Below are 16,180 nucleotides of genomic sequence, written 5' to 3'. Positions count from 1 at the left end.
ACAGACAAGGGCTCTTCCCGTCTTTTCCTTTTCCTCGGCGAACTCCTGCTTTAAGGTCTGCCCGCAAGGCCAGACGGGCACTTAGCGGTCCGGGCACATGGAATTTGGATGGTTTGACCGCACTATGAAACCGGGGTTTGCTCTCTCTCTGTCTTCGGAAGGCATTGCCTTTCTGCGCCGCGCCGCCGGCGGCTGGCGCAATATTGGCAAGGTGCCGCTGAGCCACCCGGATCTGCCTCGGGCGTTGACCGATCTACGCACAGCCGGGGAGGCGCTGGCGGAGGGCGGCTCCACCTGTTGCAAGGTGGTGATTCCGAACGATCAGATCCGTTATCTGACCGTTGAAACCGGTACTGCCGACGCTCCCACCCGGCGCGAGATGGCGAAAAAGGCGCTAGAAGGCGCCACGCCCTACGCTGTGGCGGATCTGTCCTTTGATATCTCCGAAGACGGGCCGCTGACCCATGTGGCAGCCGTCGCCCGCGAAACCCTGGAGGAAGCCGAAGGCTTCGCTCTGGAACACGGGTTCATCCCGGCCAGTTTCGTAGCCGTACCCGGCGATATGGATTTTCTCGGGGAGCCGTTCTTTGGCGCATCCACCGCGATCGGAGACGCCCCGATTGAGCCGGATGGCATCGCGGTTGTCGACATCGGGCCGGTCATTCCGCGTGCGCCCAAAGCCGCCGAAAAGAGCGCGCCGCAGGCCAAGAAGATTGGCGAGCCTGCCGGAAAAGAAACCGAGGCCCCCGCCGAGGCGACCCCAGTTCTCGCCGACAAAGCAGCGCCCGCAGCAGGCGCGCCGGATGAATCTCAGGAACCGGCCCCGGAGACTGTTGAGGAAAATCCAGCCGCAAAACCGGGTGTCCCTGACCAAGGCGCCGACAAAGACGCTGTTTCCGTTGCTGATACGCAGGCGGAAACGACCGATGATGGCAAGACCGAGGCCCAGCCTCTACGCCCCGAGGACAAGACTGCCGGGGATAAGTCCCCGCAGATCGAAATCTCTGCGAAGGCTGGCGCCGAGGGCGCAGCAGAGGAAGGCCCCGGCGAAGATCAGGGACCGGCCATGGGTTTCAGCACCCGGCGCCGGAAGGCCGACAGCGGCGCTGCGGCCCCTGCCCTCGCTGGCGCCACCCGCGCAGCACCGACGCCGGTGGCCGATCACAAGATCACCGCTCAGAAAGGGGGTCAGGGACCGCAGAAAACCGGTGCCCCCGAGGGGCCTGCCGCTCCGGTCTCTAAGAAACAGCCCGACTCTGCCAGCGCAGCGCCTGCAACCCCGATCACGCCACCGCCAGGCCAGCCGCAAAGCGGCAAAGGCGAGAGCGCAGTTCCGGGTTTGCTGGCCCGCCTGTTGGGACAGAAAGCCGGATTCGGAAAACCGGCACCAAGCCGCACCCCGACAAAACCGCGCAACATGGGACTGGTCCTGACGGTCCTCTTGGTGGTTTTCATGGTGACCGTCGCCGCGCTCGCCTATGTGTCCCCGGGCGGATTGTTTGGCCGGTTCTCGGATCAGCCCGCTGCCGAGGATACCCCCCTGCGGGGCAGCACGCCGGAACCGGCAGCGGAACCAGAGGCACCGCAGCCAGGCGATGCAACTCCGGCAGAAACCACAGTGCCAGAGATCCCGGACGAAGCACCTTCTGTGCCGCTGGCCTCCGCGGAGCCTGCTGAAACCACATCGGCAGATGTATTGACGGCAGACACCGAAGACCGGCCCATTGCGCCGCAGGTCAGCGCCCTGCCGGACCAGCCGGACCCGGGTGTGACCTTCCTTCCCGACACCGAGGACACCCCCGGTACCGCAGATGCGCAGGATCAAGCCGATATCGAGACCGCACGGCTTGACCCCGAAGCCATCGCCGATGGTGTGCTGGATGACACCGCGACCGATACAGAGCCTGAAGCTATCAGCGCCGAAGACCACGCCTTGGAGCAGGCCGCGCAATATGCCGCCACCGGCATCTGGCAGGCGGTGCCCGAAATCGCGCAGGTCCCGGCGGTGGTAGATCTCGACGGTATCTACGTCGCCTCGATCGACGATACCGACCTGTCGCAGGACGCCGTCGCCCTGCCACCGCAACCGGATGCGAGCACCGATGACGCCCCGGATGTCGTCAGCTCTCCCGCTGCCGCAGGCAGTGCCATCGCGCTGGACCGGCGCGGGCTCGTCGAAGCCACGCCCGAAGGCACCGTGAACCCCGACGGCGTGATGGTTTTCCTGGGCCGCCCGCCGGTCGTGCCACCGCCTACACCGGAACGTATCGACCCCGCCGTGGCCGAGGCGGCAGCCGCCGCAGAGGCCGAAGCGGCCCGGCTTGAAGCCCTGTCGCAACTGCGCCCGCGTGCCCGGCCTGCCGACCTCACCGAACAGGTGGAACGGGCACAGCTGGGCGGGCGCAGCCGCGCCGAGCTGGCCAGCCTGCGCCCGCGCATCCGCCCGGCCTCACTGAAGACCGAAGAACAGGAAAGCCAGCCTGCCACCGCACTGGCTGTTGCCACCTCTGTCACCCCGCGGGCGCGGCCGACGAATTTCTCCAACATTGTTGACCGAGCTCAGCGCAGTACAACAGCCGTGGCCACCGCCGCAGCCGTGCCTGCCACCGTTACCCCGCGCCTGCCCAGCTCGGCCTCGGTGTCGCGGCAGGCCACCATCACCAATGCGATCAACCTGCGCCGCCTGAACCTGATCGGCGTCTATGGCACCTCTGCCGACCGTCGCGCACTGGTGCGCCTGCCGAGTGGCCGCTATCGCAAGGTCCAAGTCGGCGACCGTTTGGATGGTGGCCGTGTCGTCGCCATCGGCGATGCCCGGCTGCAATACCAGAAAAGCGGCCGCAACCACACGCTGGAAATGCCCGAGTAATACTGACCTGCAGCCGGTTCTTTCCGCCGTTCCTCCCTGCCCCCCACAAAATCCTCACGAAGGCATGCAAGAGCCAGTGTTGCGCTGACCACCTGGCATCATGTCCTCTACCGCACATTCACATGCGCTACCGACATGAAAAAACCGGCTCCCAAACAGGAGCCGGTCCAATCACTCTTTACACAATCAGACCAGACCGCGAGACCGCCAAAGGCAGCCCCGGATCCGCGCCGGATTACTCGGCGGCCTGGATTTCACCGTTGTTGATCTGCTCCTGCTCGATGGATTCGAACAGCGCCTTGAAGTTGCCCTCGCCAAAGCCATCGTCGCCCTTGCGCTGGATGAATTCGAAGAAGATCGGGCCGATCACAGTCTTGGAGAAGATCTGCAGCAGGATCTTGGTCTCACCGCCATCCACGACGCCTTCGCCGTCGATCAGGATACCGTGTTTCTTCATGCGCTCGATCGGCTCTTCGTGGCCCACGACGCGGTCATGGCTGAGGTCATAGTAGGTTTCCGGCGGGGCCGGCATGAAGTTGATGCCGCGCTCGGAAATCTCGTCGGTGGAGTCGTAGATATTCTCGGTGCCCACGGCGATGTGCTGGATGCCTTCGCCCTTGTACTTTTTCAGGTAGGCGACGATCTGGCCGGTCTCGCCACGATCCTCGTTGATCGGGATACGGATACGGCCGCAAGGCGAGGTCAGCGCGCGGCTCAGAAGACCGGTGAATTTGCCTTCGATGTCGAAAAAGCGGATTTCCTTGAAGTTGAACAACTCGCCGTAGAACTTGAACCACTTGTCCATGTTGCCCTTGTAGACATTGTGGGTCAGGTGATCGAGGTAATAGAACCCCACGCCGCGCGGCTTGGATTGTTTCAGCCACTCGAATTCCTCGTTGTAGGGCGAGGTCTCATAGTACTGGTCGATGAAGTAGATCAGCGAGCCGCCGATGCCCTTGATCGCGGGCACATCCATGGTCTTGTCATCGCCTTCATAAGGCTCGGCGCCCTTGGCAACAGCGTGATCAAATGCCTTTTGCGCATCCACAACCCGCCAGCCCATCGAAGGGGCGCAGGGGCCGTGCTCTTCGACGAACTTCTCGGCAAAGCTGCCCTTTTCGGCGTTCAGGATATAGGTGATATCGCCCTGCTGCCACAGTTCGATCCCCGGCTTGGTCTTGTGGCGGCCCACCAGCTCGTAGCCCATCTTGGTGAAAAGGTCGCGCAGCTCCTGCGGCTCCGGACTGGCGAATTCGACGAATTCAAAACCATCGGTGCCTGCGGGGTTCTCTTCGCTGATGACGGATTTCGGGGCATTGTGCGGGAACGGACCCATGGGTGCTCCTCCTGATTGCGCGTTTCAATTCTGCCATAAAGATAGCGCGTTCGATACGCAGTGTTTGCGCATTCATTGGCTTTCTGCTAGGATTTCATGCGCACTTTCCGCATACTTTCCAGTCTTTTCGGGAATACCACGCATATGCTCGATTCTACCGACACCCGCCTTCTGGCCGCGTTGCAGAAGAACGCCCACCTCACGGCACAGGAGCTGGGGGAGCTTTTGAACCTGTCACCCAGTCAGGCCGGACGGCGGCGGCAAAGGCTGGAGGCCGAAGGGTATATCCAGGGTTACGCGGCGCGGCTGGATGCGGCGAAACTGGGGCTGGCGGTGCAAGGATTTGTACAGGTGCATCTGGGCAGCCACGGCCCTGAACAATCGGCCAGCTTTGCCCGGCTGGTCAGCACCCGAGCCGAAATCACTTCAGCCTGGACCATGACCGGCGAGGCCGACTACCTGCTGAGGGTCTATTGCCGCGACCTTGAGGCGCTGAACACGCTGATCCACGATGTTCTGCTGACACACCCAGCCGTTGCGCGGGTGCAAAGCCAGATCGTAATGGCGCAGTTAAAACGCGATGCGCCCCTGCCGACTTAACGATACGGGAAGATTCTCACGCTAAAGATGCATTGCGCATGCCTAAAGCTGGGAACACCTAATGTCATTTGTCGACCGCCGTATTGAAACCCGCCCGTCCAGCGGAGAAGCCCCGTTCAAATTGAACGAAGTGTTTTTCTCTCGCACCGATAAGCGCGGAGTTATTGAGGCCGGAAACTATATTTTCCGGCGGGTTGCCGATTACGATTGGCCTGAACTGATCGGCGCACCGCACAAGGTGATCCGCCACCCGGATATGCCACGTGGCGTGTTCAAGCTGTTCTGGGACACCATCAAGGCCGACAAAACCATCGGCGCCTACGTCAAGAACCTGGCCAAGGACGGCCTGTACTATTGGGTCTTCGCCGTCGTGGTGCCTCACAAGGATGGCTATCTCTCCGCCCGGATCAAGCCGACCAGCCCGGTCTTTGAGGAGGTGCAGACCATCTACGAGACGATGCGCCTGGCGGAAGAGCAGGAAGGCCTCTCCCCCGACGAAAGCGCCGAAATCATGATGGAATGGGTGCGCAGCAAAGGGTTTGAAGACTACGATCAATTCGCAGCCCATGCTCTGTGCGAGGAATTCAAGGCCCGCGATGCGGCCCTCGGGAACCCGGTGGACGAAACGCTGCTGGCGCTTGCCCGAATGCTCGACAACGCCCAGGTCCTGGTTGATCAGACCGAGGGTCTGGTCAAGGATTTCGACGCTATGCACACGATCCCCCACAATCTGCGGGTCATCGCATCGCGTATCGAGCCCGCCGGCGGTCCAGTCACCGTCCTGTCCCAGAACTACGGTTCCATGTCGCGAGAGATGTCCGATTGGTTCGCCGCCCATGTGATGGGCGAAAACAGCACCTTTGCCACCATCAAATCCACCGTCAACACCAGCCTGATGGTGCAATGCATCACCCGCATGCTGCAGGAGTGCGACCAACAGCTGAGCATGGAACGCCGCGCCCTGGGCGAGATCGATATGGCGCATGAACGCGCCGTTCTGAAGCAGATCGTGAATGACCAGCTGGACCGCAAACGCGTCGGCCAGGAAGACGTCAACCGCGAAGCAGACAGAATCATGCACGCCTGCCAGGTCATGCACCGCCAGTTCCTTGGCCTCAGCTCGACCCGGGTGCTGTGTAAGATCGAAAGCGCGCGCCTCCCGGAATCGGGCGAAACCCTGTCGGACATCATCGACCAGCTTGGCGTCTTCCAGCGCCGGATTTCCGAGCGGCTGGAGCGGATCGAGAAACTGTCCGGCGACATCCGCATCCACGAGAAATAACACCATGCCCGGGCCTGTCGCGGAACAGGCGCAATAGGCCCGGCCTACATCCCCAAGTCGCCCTAACCCGTTGCCAAGGCGGCTGTCGCTTGCCATACCTTCGGCATGGACGCGTTTCTCTACCAAGCCTCGATTTACCTCGCCGCCGCCGTCATCGCGGTCCCCATCGCAGCGCGCTTGGGGCTCGGTTCGGTGCTGGGATATCTTGCAGCCGGCATCCTAATCGGACCAGTCTTCGGCTTTGTCGGCTCTGAAACCCAGGACCTGCAGCATTTTGCCGAATTTGGCGTCGTGATGATGCTGTTCCTGATCGGCCTGGAGCTTGAGCCGCGGGCACTCTGGGCCATGCGGCATAAGCTATTGGGTCTTGGCGGTTTGCAAGTCCTGTTCAGTACCCTGGCCCTGATGGGCGCTGCCATGGCCGCCGGGGAGCCTTGGCAGGTGAGCCTTGCAATCGGCCTCGCGCTATCGCTTTCTTCGACCGCGATCGTGCTGCAGACCCTGTCAGAAAAGGGCCTGATGCAGACCGGCGGCGGGCGGGCCAGCTTCTCGGTGCTGCTGACGCAGGATATCGCCGTCATTCCGATCCTTGCTTTCCTACCGCTGCTGGCGACCACCGGTGGCCCGCAAATCGGCTCCGACGGGTCGATCCAGCGCGCCGCCGAGGCCGGTCACAACGGTGGGCATGGCTCGCTGTCTCTGGTCGAAGGCATGCCCGGCTGGGCCGTGACCCTGATCACCATTGCCGCTGTTGCCTTTATCATCCTGGCCGGGATCTATCTGACCCGCCCGCTGTTCCGCTTCATTCATGCCTCCAACCTGCGGGAAATGTATACCGCGCTGGCGCTGCTGATCGTGGTCGGAATCTCCTTCCTGATGACGCTGGTCGGCCTGTCCCCTGCGCTTGGTGCCTTTCTGGCCGGTGTGGTTCTGGCCAACTCCGAGTTCCGGCACGAGCTGGAAAGCGACCTCAACCCTTTCAAAGGGCTGCTTCTGGGGTTGTTCTTCATCACCGTGGGCGCCGGGATCAACTACCGCCTGTTCCTCGCCAGCCCCGGCGATCTGATCGGCCTCGCGTTGCTGGTGATCGTCGCCAAGGGGCTGGTGCTCTATTTCGTCGGCCGCGCCTTCGGCCTGCGCCGCCGGGCGCATTGGCTGTTCACGCTGGGGTTGGCGCAGGCAGGTGAATTCGGCTTCGTGCTGCTTGCCTTTTCCCGGCAGCTCAACGTTATCCCACCCGCCCTGTCGGAAAAACTGTTACTGATCATCGCCCTGTCGATGCTGATCACGCCGCTGCTGTTCATTGCCTATGACCTGTTGTCCAAACGGTTGGGCGAGGCGCGGGTGGAGCATGCCCCGGATAAAATCGACGAGGAAGGCCCCGTGATCATTGCCGGCATCGGCCGATTTGGCCAAATCGTCAACCGGCTGGTCCGCGCCAGCGGCTTCAAGACGGTGCTGCTCGACAACGACATGGAAGCCGTTCAACTGATGCGCCGTTTCGGCGTCAAAAGCTTTCTTGGCGATCCGACCCGACCCGAGCTGCTGAAGGCCGCCGGCATTGCGAAGGCCAAGATCCTTGTGGTGGCGCTGGATGATCCGGAGAACACCGTGAAACTGGTGGACTATGTGCGGCGCAACTACCCCAATATCCACATCATCGCCCGGGCCTATGACCGGCATCACGTTTTCGATCTGTATCAAGCCGGTGCCAATGACATCGTGCGGGAAATGTTCGATAGCTCCCTGCGTGCCGGGCGTTACGTGCTGGAGCGGATCGGCCTCAGCGAATATGAGGCCGCGCAGGCCGAACAGACCTTCTATGCCCATGACCGCCTGACCATCCGCGAACTGGCCAAGCACTGGATCCCCGGCACTCCGGCCAGTGAAAACAAGGCCTATATCGCCCGTGCGCGCGAGCTGGAAAAGGATCTGGAGACGGCCCTCTTGGAACTGGCCGAGCAGAAGGACCAAAAGTCCTCCTGATCCCGGCCAGATCGCCCGGCTGATGGGCCATTAGCCGTCGGTAACGCCCGCCTCGGCAAAGGTTGCCATACCGCTGTGGCAGGCGATTGCGCCCTTCAGGATCTGAATCGCCAGAGCCGCACCAGAGCCTTCGCCAAGGCGCAGTCCCAAGGTCAGCAGCGGCTCCTTGCCCAGCTTGTCTAGCAGCATCACATGCGCCGCCTCTGCACCCTTGTGACCCGCCACCGCGTGATCGAGCGCGCCCTCATGCGTTTTCAGCAGGCAGGCTGCTGCGGAACAGCAGATATAGCCATCCAGGATCACCGGAATGCGCAGCATCCGGGCCGCCGCGATGGCACCGGCCATGGCGGCAATCTCACGCCCGCCAAGACATGCCAGCGCATCCAGACCATCCTTGATCTGGGGACCATGCAGGGCGACGCCCTCGGCCACCACCCGGCTCTTGTTGGCCAACCCGGCATCATCGACGCCGGTGCCACGCCCGGTCCAGTCGGCTGCAGCGCCGCCGAACAACGCGCAGGACAGGGCCGCCGCGGCGGTGGTGTTGCCGATGCCCATTTCGCCCACCACCAGCAGATCCGCCGTGGGGTCCACCGCCTCCCAACCTGCCTGCAAGGCGCTGAGCAGCTCAGCCTCGCTCATCGCGGGGGCCTTGGTGAAATCCTGCGTTGGCCGGTCAAGGTCCAGCGCATGCACATCCATGCGCGCGCCGGCGAATTCGGCGAGCTGATTGATCGCCGCCCCGCCATGTTCGAAATTCAGAACCATCTGGGCGGTCACCTCGGCCGGAAAGGCCGACACACCCTGCGCCGTCACGCCGTGATTACCGGCAAAGACGATCACCTGCGGCGCGGTAATGGCTGGTCGGTCGCTGCCGCGCCAGCCCGCATACCAGATCGCGAGGTCCTCCAGCCGACCCAGTGCCCCGGGTGGTTTGGTCAGCTGCCCATTGCGCGCCTCGGCGCCCTGCGTTGCGGAGGCATCTGCTGCCGGTGCCGCACCAAGCTGGGCACGAAAGTCATCAAGAGAAGATATCTGGGGCAGCATGGATCAGCCTCGTTGCATAGGGTTACGGGACGCGGGTAAAGCGATTGGGCACCTGTTTAACCGCTCGCCCCCCCGCTGCAAGTCCCGCAAGAGGCCCGCAAATGCGAAAAACCGACATCCGCGCAGCCGACATTCCCCTGGCGCTGGTTCTGCTGACCCGCCTGCCCCTGCCGCACCTGTCGGCAGAGACGTTCAAACGGCAATCGGCAGCGGTCTGGGCCTTTCCGCTGGTGGGCGTGACCGTCGCATTGCCCGCCGCGATTGCGGCCAGCCTGGCCCTCACGCTTGGCCTGCCGCCGTTGGTTGCCGCCGGACTGGCCTTGGCGGTGCAGATCCTGCTGACCGGCGCCATGCACGAGGATGGCCTAGCCGACACCGCCGATGGGCTGTGGGGCGGGTTCGAGCCTGCGCGTCGGCTGGAGATCATGAAGGACAGCCAGATCGGAACCTATGGGGTGCTGGCGCTGGTCCTCGGGCTGGGGCTGCGCTGGGTGGCGCTGGCCGCCCTTTTGGAGACCGCAGGCCTCTGGCCGCTGCTGGCGCTGGCCATGCTCAGCCGGGCTGCCATGCCAGTTCTGATGTACGCCCTGCCCCATGCGCGCGCCGATGGCCTGTCCCGCAGCGTCGGACGCCCCCGCGCCCTGCCCGTTGTGCTGGGCGGGGTTCTGGCACTGGGTCTGGCGCTGCCATTCATCGCCTTGTCGCAGCTCTTGGCCGTGGCCGTGATCATGGCGCTGGTCACGGCAGGTCTTGGCGCGCTGTCGCGGGCCAAGATCGGCGGTCAGACCGGCGATATTCTGGGCGCGACCCAGCAACTGTGCGAGCTTACGGGCCTGCTGGTCTTGCTGGCGCTCTGAGGGGTCACTCGACGCCAGTGGTCAGGATCTTCAGCTGTTCGCCGCAATGCTTGCAATGGACCGCGTCGATATCGTGCCGCGTCAGGCCACAGGTAGGACAGGTATAACGCACCTTCTGCGGCTGAAAGATCGCCTGCGCCAGCCGCACGAACAGCGCCACCCCGACCACCATGACAAAAACCGAAAACATCTTGCCCGCCGGAGAGGCCATGGTGATATCGCCAAACCCGGTGGTGGTCAGCGTCGCAACGGTGAAATAGAGCGCATCCACATAGGGCGACTGGGTCTGGGTCTCATCGATAAAGAAGATCAGCACCGCCATGGCGGTGGCAAAGATGAACACGAAGAGGTTGACCCCGGCCAGAAGCGCATCCTCGTTACGGCGGAAGAATTCGCTGTCGCGGCGCAGGTCTCGGAGCAGATGGTAGGAATGGATAAGCCGCAGCGCCCGCAGGATCCGCAAAAAAGCCAGGCTGCCGGAGAACAACGGATCCAGCAGCAGGGTCACGATCACCGTCACATCGGCCAGCGTATAGATCTGCCACAGGAAGGCCTTGCGGTTACGGGCGATCCACAGCCGCGCCGCCAGATCCAGCCCGATGATAACGCCCAGCAACTGGCTGATCGCGATCAGCATCGGGCCATGATCGACATGCGCCGTGGCAATGAAGAACAGGATCGACAGCGCATCAAAGATAATGATGCCATAGCGGAACCGCACCGCACCGGGCGAGGCGCCCTCGTAAAGGGTGTTGATGCGTTTCTTCAGGTTCTGCATGCCCGCTGTGCCCCTGCTCTACCCCAATCCCGGCTCAACAGAACATCCGGAAAAACAAAGGGCCGCGCAACCCGGCGCGGCCCTTTGTTTTTGCATGTGTCTTTCGGTGTCCGGCTGTTTCCGGCAGCCTCAGGCCGCAGCAGCGCGTGAGGTCAGAACCTCATCCACCTGTTTGGCGGCCGAGATTTCGTCACCATCGGCAACGGCAGCCACTTCGCGGGTCAGACGCTCCAGCGCCGCCTCGTACAGCTGACGCTCGGAATAGCTTTGCTCGCGCTGATCGTCGGTGCGGTGCAGGTCGCGGACCACTTCGGCGATGGCGATCAGATCGCCGGAGTTGATCTTCTGTTCGTATTCCTGCGCGCGGCGGGACCACATGGCCCGCTTGACCTTGGCCTTGCCCTTGAGGGTCTTCATGGCCTGGTTGATCACATCGGGAGAGCTGAGCGAGCGCATGCCCACTTCGACCGCCTTGTTGGTCGGCACCCGCAGGGTCATCTTGTCCTTTTCAAAGGTGATTACGAAAAGCTCCAGCGCAAAGCCGGCCACTTCCTGCTCCTCGATCGAGATGATCTGGCCGACACCATGCGCCGGGTAAACCACATACTCATTGGGGCGGAATTCGAGCTTCTTCGATTTTGTCATACAGGTCTTTCCTCGCAATAAGCCGGATGCATGTTCCGGCACGACAACGACAAAGAGTGGTCACCGGCTCACTTACAGTGATCCGCGCGCCACGCGATAGTCGCAGAAAATCTGCCCGTAATGCATGAATGGGCATTCAAACAGTCGGGCAACATCTCGTGTTCTGTTCATCTCAGAGACAGATCATACCACAAAATCGGGGTATTCGGAAGGCACCCTTACAACGCCGGGCAAACACCTGCGTGTTATAGGCGATTCGGACCTAATCTATGCGTTTCACACGCTGCCACACCCAAATGAGGCAAAAGCCCGCGAATCGCGTGAAAACTGGAGGATCAACTGGCAGAGCTCAGCTGCTCAGCCGCCCTCGCCAGGAGCTTCGGAGAAGTATTTCTCCATCTTGCCCTCTTCACCGTCGCGGTCTTCTGCGCCGGGCATCGGGTCTTTCTTGGAGACGATCACCGGCCACATCTCGGAATACTTGCGGTTGAACTCGACCCATTTGTCCATGTCCGGCTCGGTATCTGGGCGGATCGCGTCGGCGGGGCATTCTGGTTCACAGACACCGCAGTCAATGCATTCATCCGGGTGGATGACTAGCGTGTTCTCGCCTTCGTAGAAACAGTCTACAGGGCAGACCTCAACACAATCGGTGTATTTGCAGGCGATGCAGTTTTCCGTAACGACATAGGTCATAGTGCCAGGTCCCGTTTTCTGTTTGGCGTCTAGCTAATCCAGAGCGGCGCCATCTTCAAGATGTCAATGGATGTCGCCCCTGCGGGTAAGATCAAGCGCCCTGCGAGATTTCTTATCAGGGCGGCCCTTTCCCTCAAAGCGCGGATTGGCCGGAACGCTTTCCTGTTTTTCGGTCATGTCGAAATACAGGGTTTGTGCTTCAGGCGCCGGTCCGCGCCGTTCGCCGATGGCTTCGACACGGACAACCCGAATCTGCCGCCCCTGCGGAAAGGTCAGAACGTCACCCAGGGTGACGTTCTGAGCCGGTTTCGAGATCTTGTCGGCATTCAGGCGGACGTGACCGGCGCTGACCTGTTTCGCGGCCAGGCTGCGGGTTTTGAAAAACCGCGCATGCCACAGCCATTTATCGATACGGATCTTTGCCGCGCCCTCCTGCATGGCCGGATCAGTCGCCCTGTTTCAGCCCCATCAGCGCCGCGGCGAAGGGGTTGTCGGGATCGATCTTCTTTTCTTTCTTCGGCGGGCGGGCAGAATAGGTCTTGCCGCCCTGCTGCTGAGGACGTCCGCCTTTCTTGCCACCGGGTTTGCCGCCACCAGCGCCGCCTTTGGCACCGCGGGGTTTGCCCTTGCCGCCACCGGCATTGCCACGGGCGTCCTGACCTTGCTGGCCACGGCGCTGACCGCGGTTGCCGCCCTGACGGGCACGACCGCCCCAGGTGAAAGTATAGAAGATCTCGACTTCAGGCGCCTCAACAGAGGCGTCTGCCGCTTCACCCACCGGGGTTTCATTCTCGGCGACCTCAGGCACGGGTTCTTCCGCTGTAGCATCCGAACCGGTTTCCGCACCCGGCGCCACACCTTCGTCGGCGATGGCGGCGGCTTCAGGCACCACATCTGCGGCAGGCGCATCGCCCTCACCCGCAGGCGCAGCGGCCGGGGTGTTTTCCGCGTCCGCTGCGGCATCCATGACAGGCTGGCCCGCCGCGGGCGTGCCGGTTTCAGCGACAACTGCATCCGCCGGTTTGACCTTTTCGCGTTCACCCTTTTCGGCGCGATAGCCAAGGCCCTGCATCAGGTCCGCGAATTGCTCCAGCGTCATGCCGGTGATCGACAGCATGTCGGGCTTGGCTTCGAAACCACCGCGGCTGTCTTCGGCGCGCAGCATGTCGGCCAGCCGTTCCAGCATATCGATGCGGATCATCCGCTCGCCCGCTTCGCGGTAGCCGGACATGGTGTCATAGCCCTGCGGTGCGTCTTTCAGCGCGGGCACGGTCACCAGACCCGGCGGCGGTGCCTCGGGGAAGTCCTGCAGCCCGTTTGCCAGCGACCACAGCACCAGACGCAGACGCGTCGGCGCCGGTTTCAGCAGCAGCGGCATGAAGATGGTGAACTGACCGAACCGCACACCGTGCTTGCGCAGCGCGCCACGGGCGTCCTGGTCCAGATCCTTGACCTCCTGCGCGACGGTGTGGCGGGGCAGCAGTCCCAGCGCCTCGACCATGCGGAAGGCAAAACCACGGGCCAGCCCGTTCAGTTCCTCGTCCTTTTGCAGGTTCAGCAGTGGTTCAAACAGCGACTGGACCTTGCGGGAGATGAAATGCTGCAGGCGGCGTTCGACCTTTTGCGCAACCTCGGTCCCGGCTGCATCGTCGACAAAGACCTGCACGCCAGGGGTCAGCGGATCTGCACCGGCGACCAATTTGCCGATGGCGCTATCGCCCCACATGAGGCCACCCTGTTCGGTAAAATCAATTTCGGTATCGGGCGCATTGTAGAACCGGTCTGCCCGCAGATGAAAATGCGGAGCGAGTGCCTGCAAAGACGCGGATTTCAACGCCTTCGCTTCAGCACCTTCTGCGCCCTTGTCAGGCGAGAACCGGAACCCTTCGAGCCGTCCGACGAATTCGCCTTCGACGGTCACTTCACCCTTGTCATTCACTTCGGCCAAAAGGGCCTCCTTCTGCTTGAGCCGGCGCAAGAGCACGGATGTGCGCCGGTCCACAAATTTTTCAGTCAGACGTTCGTGCAATGCGTCCGACAACCTGTCTTCTACAGCGCGAGTCTCATTCCGCCAATGGATTTCGTCACGCAGCCAGCCTTTCCTTTGTGCCACATAGGTCCATGTGCGGATAAATGCCAACCGTTTGGACAAGGCATCGATATTTCCGTCCGTCCGGTCGATCCGCTTTATCTGCCGGGCCAGCCAATCGTCGGGCACGACGCCGCCGCCATGCAGGTGATTGAAGATCCCCCGCAACAGCGACGCATGTTCGGCATGGCTTATACCACGGAAATCGGGAATTCGGCAGACATCCCACAACAGCCGCACCGAAGGCGCATTGGTGGTCCGGGCCAGAATATCGGGATCCTGCGACAATGCTTTCAGCGCGCCAAGGTCATCGGCCTCGCGCGCCTTCATCAGGAATTCATCCTGCGGCGCTGCCTCAAGCGAGCGGATCAGCGCCTCGACAGTACCGAATTGCAGCGCGGAGGAGCGCCAGTTCAGCTTTTTCAGCGGCGTGAAACGGTGCTCCATGATCGCCTGCGCCGTGCCTTCATCCAGCGGGCGGGCATCGCCGGTCACCCCGAAGGAACCGTGGCTCATCCCGCGCCCGGCGCGGCCTGCGATCTGGGCCAGCTCGTTTGCTGCCAGCGGCCGCATGCGGCGGCCATCGAATTTGGAGGTCGAGGCAAAGGCGACATGGTCGATATCAAGGTTCAGCCCCATGCCGATGGCATCGGTAGCCACCAGGTAGTCGACCTCTCCATTCTGATAGAGCGCCACCTGCGCGTTACGGGTGCGCGGGGACAGCGCCCCCATCACCACCGCGGCGCCGCCCTTTTGACGGCGGATCAGCTCGGCGATTGCATAAACGTTATCGACCGAGAATCCGACAATAGCGGTGCGCGGCGGCATCCGGCTGATTTTCTTCGATCCGGCATAGACCAGATCGGACATCCGTTCGCGGCGCACGAACTCCACCCCCGGCACCAGCGCCTGAATCGGCCCGCGCATGGTGTCGGCGCCCAGAAACAGCGTCTCATGGGTGCCCCGCGCCCGCAGCAGCCGGTCGGTAAAGACATGGCCTCGTTCCGGATCGGCGCAAAGCTGGATTTCGTCGATGGCGAGGAAGTCACAGCCCATCCCCTCTGGCATCGCCTCAACGGTGCAAATCCAGTATTGCGCGCGCGGCGGCACGATCCGCTCTTCACCGGTCAGCAGCGCCACCACAGAGGGGCCGCGCGCCGCGACGATCTTGTCATAGACCTCGCGCGCAAGCAGCCGCAGCGGGAATCCCATGATCCCCGTCCGATACCCCAGCATCCTGTCGATTGCGTAATGGGTTTTGCCGGTGTTGGTCGGTCCCAGGACCGCCGTCACCCGTGATGCGTTTGCCATAGCACCGCCCCTGCCCCGGTCGGGGCCTAGAGTTCCTTGCCCTCGACCAAGGGCGCCAATCGGTCGAGCGCCTTGGTTACTTCCTGATGCGTCGGATGTATAGCCTTGGCGCGCAAATAGGCGGCATAGGCGTTCTGGGGGTCGCGGAACTGTTCAAAGATGGTGCCCAGCGCGTAGATCGCATCGTAATTATTGGGGTTCAGCGCCAGGGCATGCTCCAGATCCGCCACCGAGGGACCATAAAGGCCGATGACGAAATAGGCGCGCGCCCGCTCGTACCAGCCACGCGCGAATCCCGGCGCGTGATCGGTCAGCGCGGTCAGATGCTCGATTGCCTCTTGCGTGTCGCCCCGCTCCAGCGCCCGGACGCCGCGCGTCAGCAGCAGATCCATCGCAGGCGAGCCGCTTTTGCGCCACAGCGCCTGCAGCTCACGATCGATGGCAGCGGCATCGGTGGGATCCGCCACCGACAGCTCTGCCAGTAGCGTCGCCTCATCCGGGGCACCGGTTCCGACCTGTGCCAGAACCGCCGAAGGCAGGGAAAACGTGACTGTCAGCGCCGTTGCCGCCACGATAGCTTTGAGGTTCGGAACATTTGCAACCATGATGACCCTCAGTGTAACCCCGTGCATCGCATTTTCCAGTGCCGTAGACGAAAGCTTCACATAAAAGTGCGATGCCCCT

General features: G+C 62.4%; 13 protein-coding genes. 5 read left to right on the top strand and 8 right to left on the bottom strand.

The window, feature by feature from the left end; genetic code table 11:
* The first annotated feature begins 97 nt into the window (after nucleotides 1–97).
* Nucleotides 98–2,869, top strand: a complete 2,772-nt coding sequence (locus SM766_RS14915) for a hypothetical protein (RefSeq protein ID WP_368948285.1) — start codon at nucleotides 98–100, stop codon at nucleotides 2,867–2,869.
* Between the two features lie 235 nt (nucleotides 2,870–3,104).
* Here the strand turns inward: SM766_RS14915 and hppD are convergent, their stop codons facing one another.
* Nucleotides 3,105–4,205, bottom strand: a complete 1,101-nt coding sequence (gene hppD / locus SM766_RS14910; protein ID WP_274830076.1) for a 4-hydroxyphenylpyruvate dioxygenase — start codon at nucleotides 4,203–4,205, stop codon at nucleotides 3,105–3,107.
* Nucleotides 4,206–4,349: 144 nt separating this feature from the next.
* On the opposite strand from hppD, the gene SM766_RS14905 reads away from it, so the two are divergent.
* From SM766_RS14905 to SM766_RS14895, 3 genes are all read left to right on the top strand, one after another.
* A complete protein-coding gene (locus tag SM766_RS14905) occupies nucleotides 4,350–4,805 on the top strand; it encodes an Lrp/AsnC family transcriptional regulator (RefSeq protein ID WP_065272987.1) in 456 nt (151 codons plus the stop codon).
* Nucleotides 4,806–4,866: 61 nt separating this feature from the next.
* On the top strand, nucleotides 4,867–6,087 hold the full coding sequence (locus SM766_RS14900; protein ID WP_065272986.1) for a PAS domain-containing protein: 1,221 nt from the start codon (nucleotides 4,867–4,869) through the stop codon (nucleotides 6,085–6,087).
* A gap of 105 nt (nucleotides 6,088–6,192) precedes the next feature.
* Complete coding sequence (locus tag SM766_RS14895) at nucleotides 6,193–8,073, top strand: monovalent cation:proton antiporter-2 (CPA2) family protein (protein ID WP_368948282.1); 1,881 nt, start codon at nucleotides 6,193–6,195, stop codon at nucleotides 8,071–8,073.
* Between the two features lie 30 nt (nucleotides 8,074–8,103).
* Here the strand turns inward: SM766_RS14895 and cobT are convergent, their stop codons facing one another.
* Entirely contained in the window at nucleotides 8,104–9,120 is a 1,017-nt protein-coding gene (gene cobT / locus SM766_RS14890) for a nicotinate-nucleotide--dimethylbenzimidazole phosphoribosyltransferase (RefSeq protein ID WP_368948281.1), read from the bottom strand.
* Nucleotides 9,121–9,221: 101 nt separating this feature from the next.
* Between cobT and cobS the strand changes: the two genes are divergently transcribed.
* Nucleotides 9,222–9,977 carry an adenosylcobinamide-GDP ribazoletransferase gene (gene cobS / locus SM766_RS14885; protein WP_368948280.1) on the top strand — a complete coding sequence of 252 codons (756 nt, stop codon included), beginning with the start codon at nucleotides 9,222–9,224 and terminating at the stop codon, nucleotides 9,975–9,977.
* A gap of 4 nt (nucleotides 9,978–9,981) precedes the next feature.
* Here cobS and SM766_RS14880 read toward each other — a convergent pair whose 3' ends face one another.
* The 6 genes from SM766_RS14880 to SM766_RS14855 form a co-directional block, all read right to left on the bottom strand.
* On the bottom strand, nucleotides 9,982–10,755 hold the full coding sequence (locus tag SM766_RS14880) for an ion channel (RefSeq protein WP_274830080.1): 774 nt from the start codon (nucleotides 10,753–10,755) through the stop codon (nucleotides 9,982–9,984).
* Between the two features lie 129 nt (nucleotides 10,756–10,884).
* Entirely contained in the window at nucleotides 10,885–11,400 is a 516-nt protein-coding gene (locus tag SM766_RS14875) for a CarD family transcriptional regulator (protein WP_065272981.1), read from the bottom strand.
* 357 nt (nucleotides 11,401–11,757) lie between these two features.
* The gene (gene fdxA / locus SM766_RS14870) at nucleotides 11,758–12,096 is read right to left on the bottom strand and encodes a ferredoxin FdxA (protein WP_065272980.1); all 339 of its coding nucleotides are present in this window, start codon (nucleotides 12,094–12,096) and stop codon (nucleotides 11,758–11,760) included.
* Nucleotides 12,097–12,159: 63 nt separating this feature from the next.
* A complete protein-coding gene (locus SM766_RS14865) occupies nucleotides 12,160–12,534 on the bottom strand; it encodes an RNA-binding S4 domain-containing protein (protein ID WP_368948278.1) in 375 nt (124 codons plus the stop codon).
* Nucleotides 12,535–12,541: 7 nt separating this feature from the next.
* On the bottom strand, nucleotides 12,542–15,496 hold the full coding sequence (locus SM766_RS14860; protein WP_368948276.1) for a helicase-related protein: 2,955 nt from the start codon (nucleotides 15,494–15,496) through the stop codon (nucleotides 12,542–12,544).
* Nucleotides 15,497–15,522: 26 nt separating this feature from the next.
* Nucleotides 15,523–16,101, bottom strand: a complete 579-nt coding sequence (locus SM766_RS14855; RefSeq protein WP_065272977.1) for a tetratricopeptide repeat protein — start codon at nucleotides 16,099–16,101, stop codon at nucleotides 15,523–15,525.
* Between the last annotated feature and the right edge of the window lie 79 nt (nucleotides 16,102–16,180).

It is taken from the genome of Pseudophaeobacter sp. A-200-2 (assembly GCF_041008815.1).
GTDB classification, from domain to species: Bacteria; Pseudomonadota; Alphaproteobacteria; order Rhodobacterales; family Rhodobacteraceae; genus Phycobacter; species Phycobacter gallaeciensis_A.
Note: the sequence above shows the minus strand (reverse complement) of the source record. Positions and strands in the feature narration are given on the sequence as shown.

Coding starts and splice junctions, on each gene's coding strand:
- SM766_RS14915 (WP_368948285.1), top strand. CDS start 98: ATGGAATTTGGATGGTTTGACCGCACTATGAAACCGGGGTTTGCTCTC.
- hppD (WP_274830076.1), bottom strand. CDS start 4,205: ATGGGTCCGTTCCCGCACAATGCCCCGAAATCCGTCATCAGCGAAGAG.
- SM766_RS14905 (WP_065272987.1), top strand. CDS start 4,350: ATGCTCGATTCTACCGACACCCGCCTTCTGGCCGCGTTGCAGAAGAAC.
- SM766_RS14900 (WP_065272986.1), top strand. CDS start 4,867: ATGTCATTTGTCGACCGCCGTATTGAAACCCGCCCGTCCAGCGGAGAA.
- SM766_RS14895 (WP_368948282.1), top strand. CDS start 6,193: ATGGACGCGTTTCTCTACCAAGCCTCGATTTACCTCGCCGCCGCCGTC.
- cobT (WP_368948281.1), bottom strand. CDS start 9,120: ATGCTGCCCCAGATATCTTCTCTTGATGACTTTCGTGCCCAGCTTGGT.
- cobS (WP_368948280.1), top strand. CDS start 9,222: ATGCGAAAAACCGACATCCGCGCAGCCGACATTCCCCTGGCGCTGGTT.
- SM766_RS14880 (WP_274830080.1), bottom strand. CDS start 10,755: ATGCAGAACCTGAAGAAACGCATCAACACCCTTTACGAGGGCGCCTCG.
- SM766_RS14875 (WP_065272981.1), bottom strand. CDS start 11,400: ATGACAAAATCGAAGAAGCTCGAATTCCGCCCCAATGAGTATGTGGTT.
- fdxA (WP_065272980.1), bottom strand. CDS start 12,096: ATGACCTATGTCGTTACGGAAAACTGCATCGCCTGCAAATACACCGAT.
- SM766_RS14865 (WP_368948278.1), bottom strand. CDS start 12,534: ATGCAGGAGGGCGCGGCAAAGATCCGTATCGATAAATGGCTGTGGCAT.
- SM766_RS14860 (WP_368948276.1), bottom strand. CDS start 15,496: ATGGCAAACGCATCACGGGTGACGGCGGTCCTGGGACCGACCAACACC.
- SM766_RS14855 (WP_065272977.1), bottom strand. CDS start 16,101: ATGGTTGCAAATGTTCCGAACCTCAAAGCTATCGTGGCGGCAACGGCG.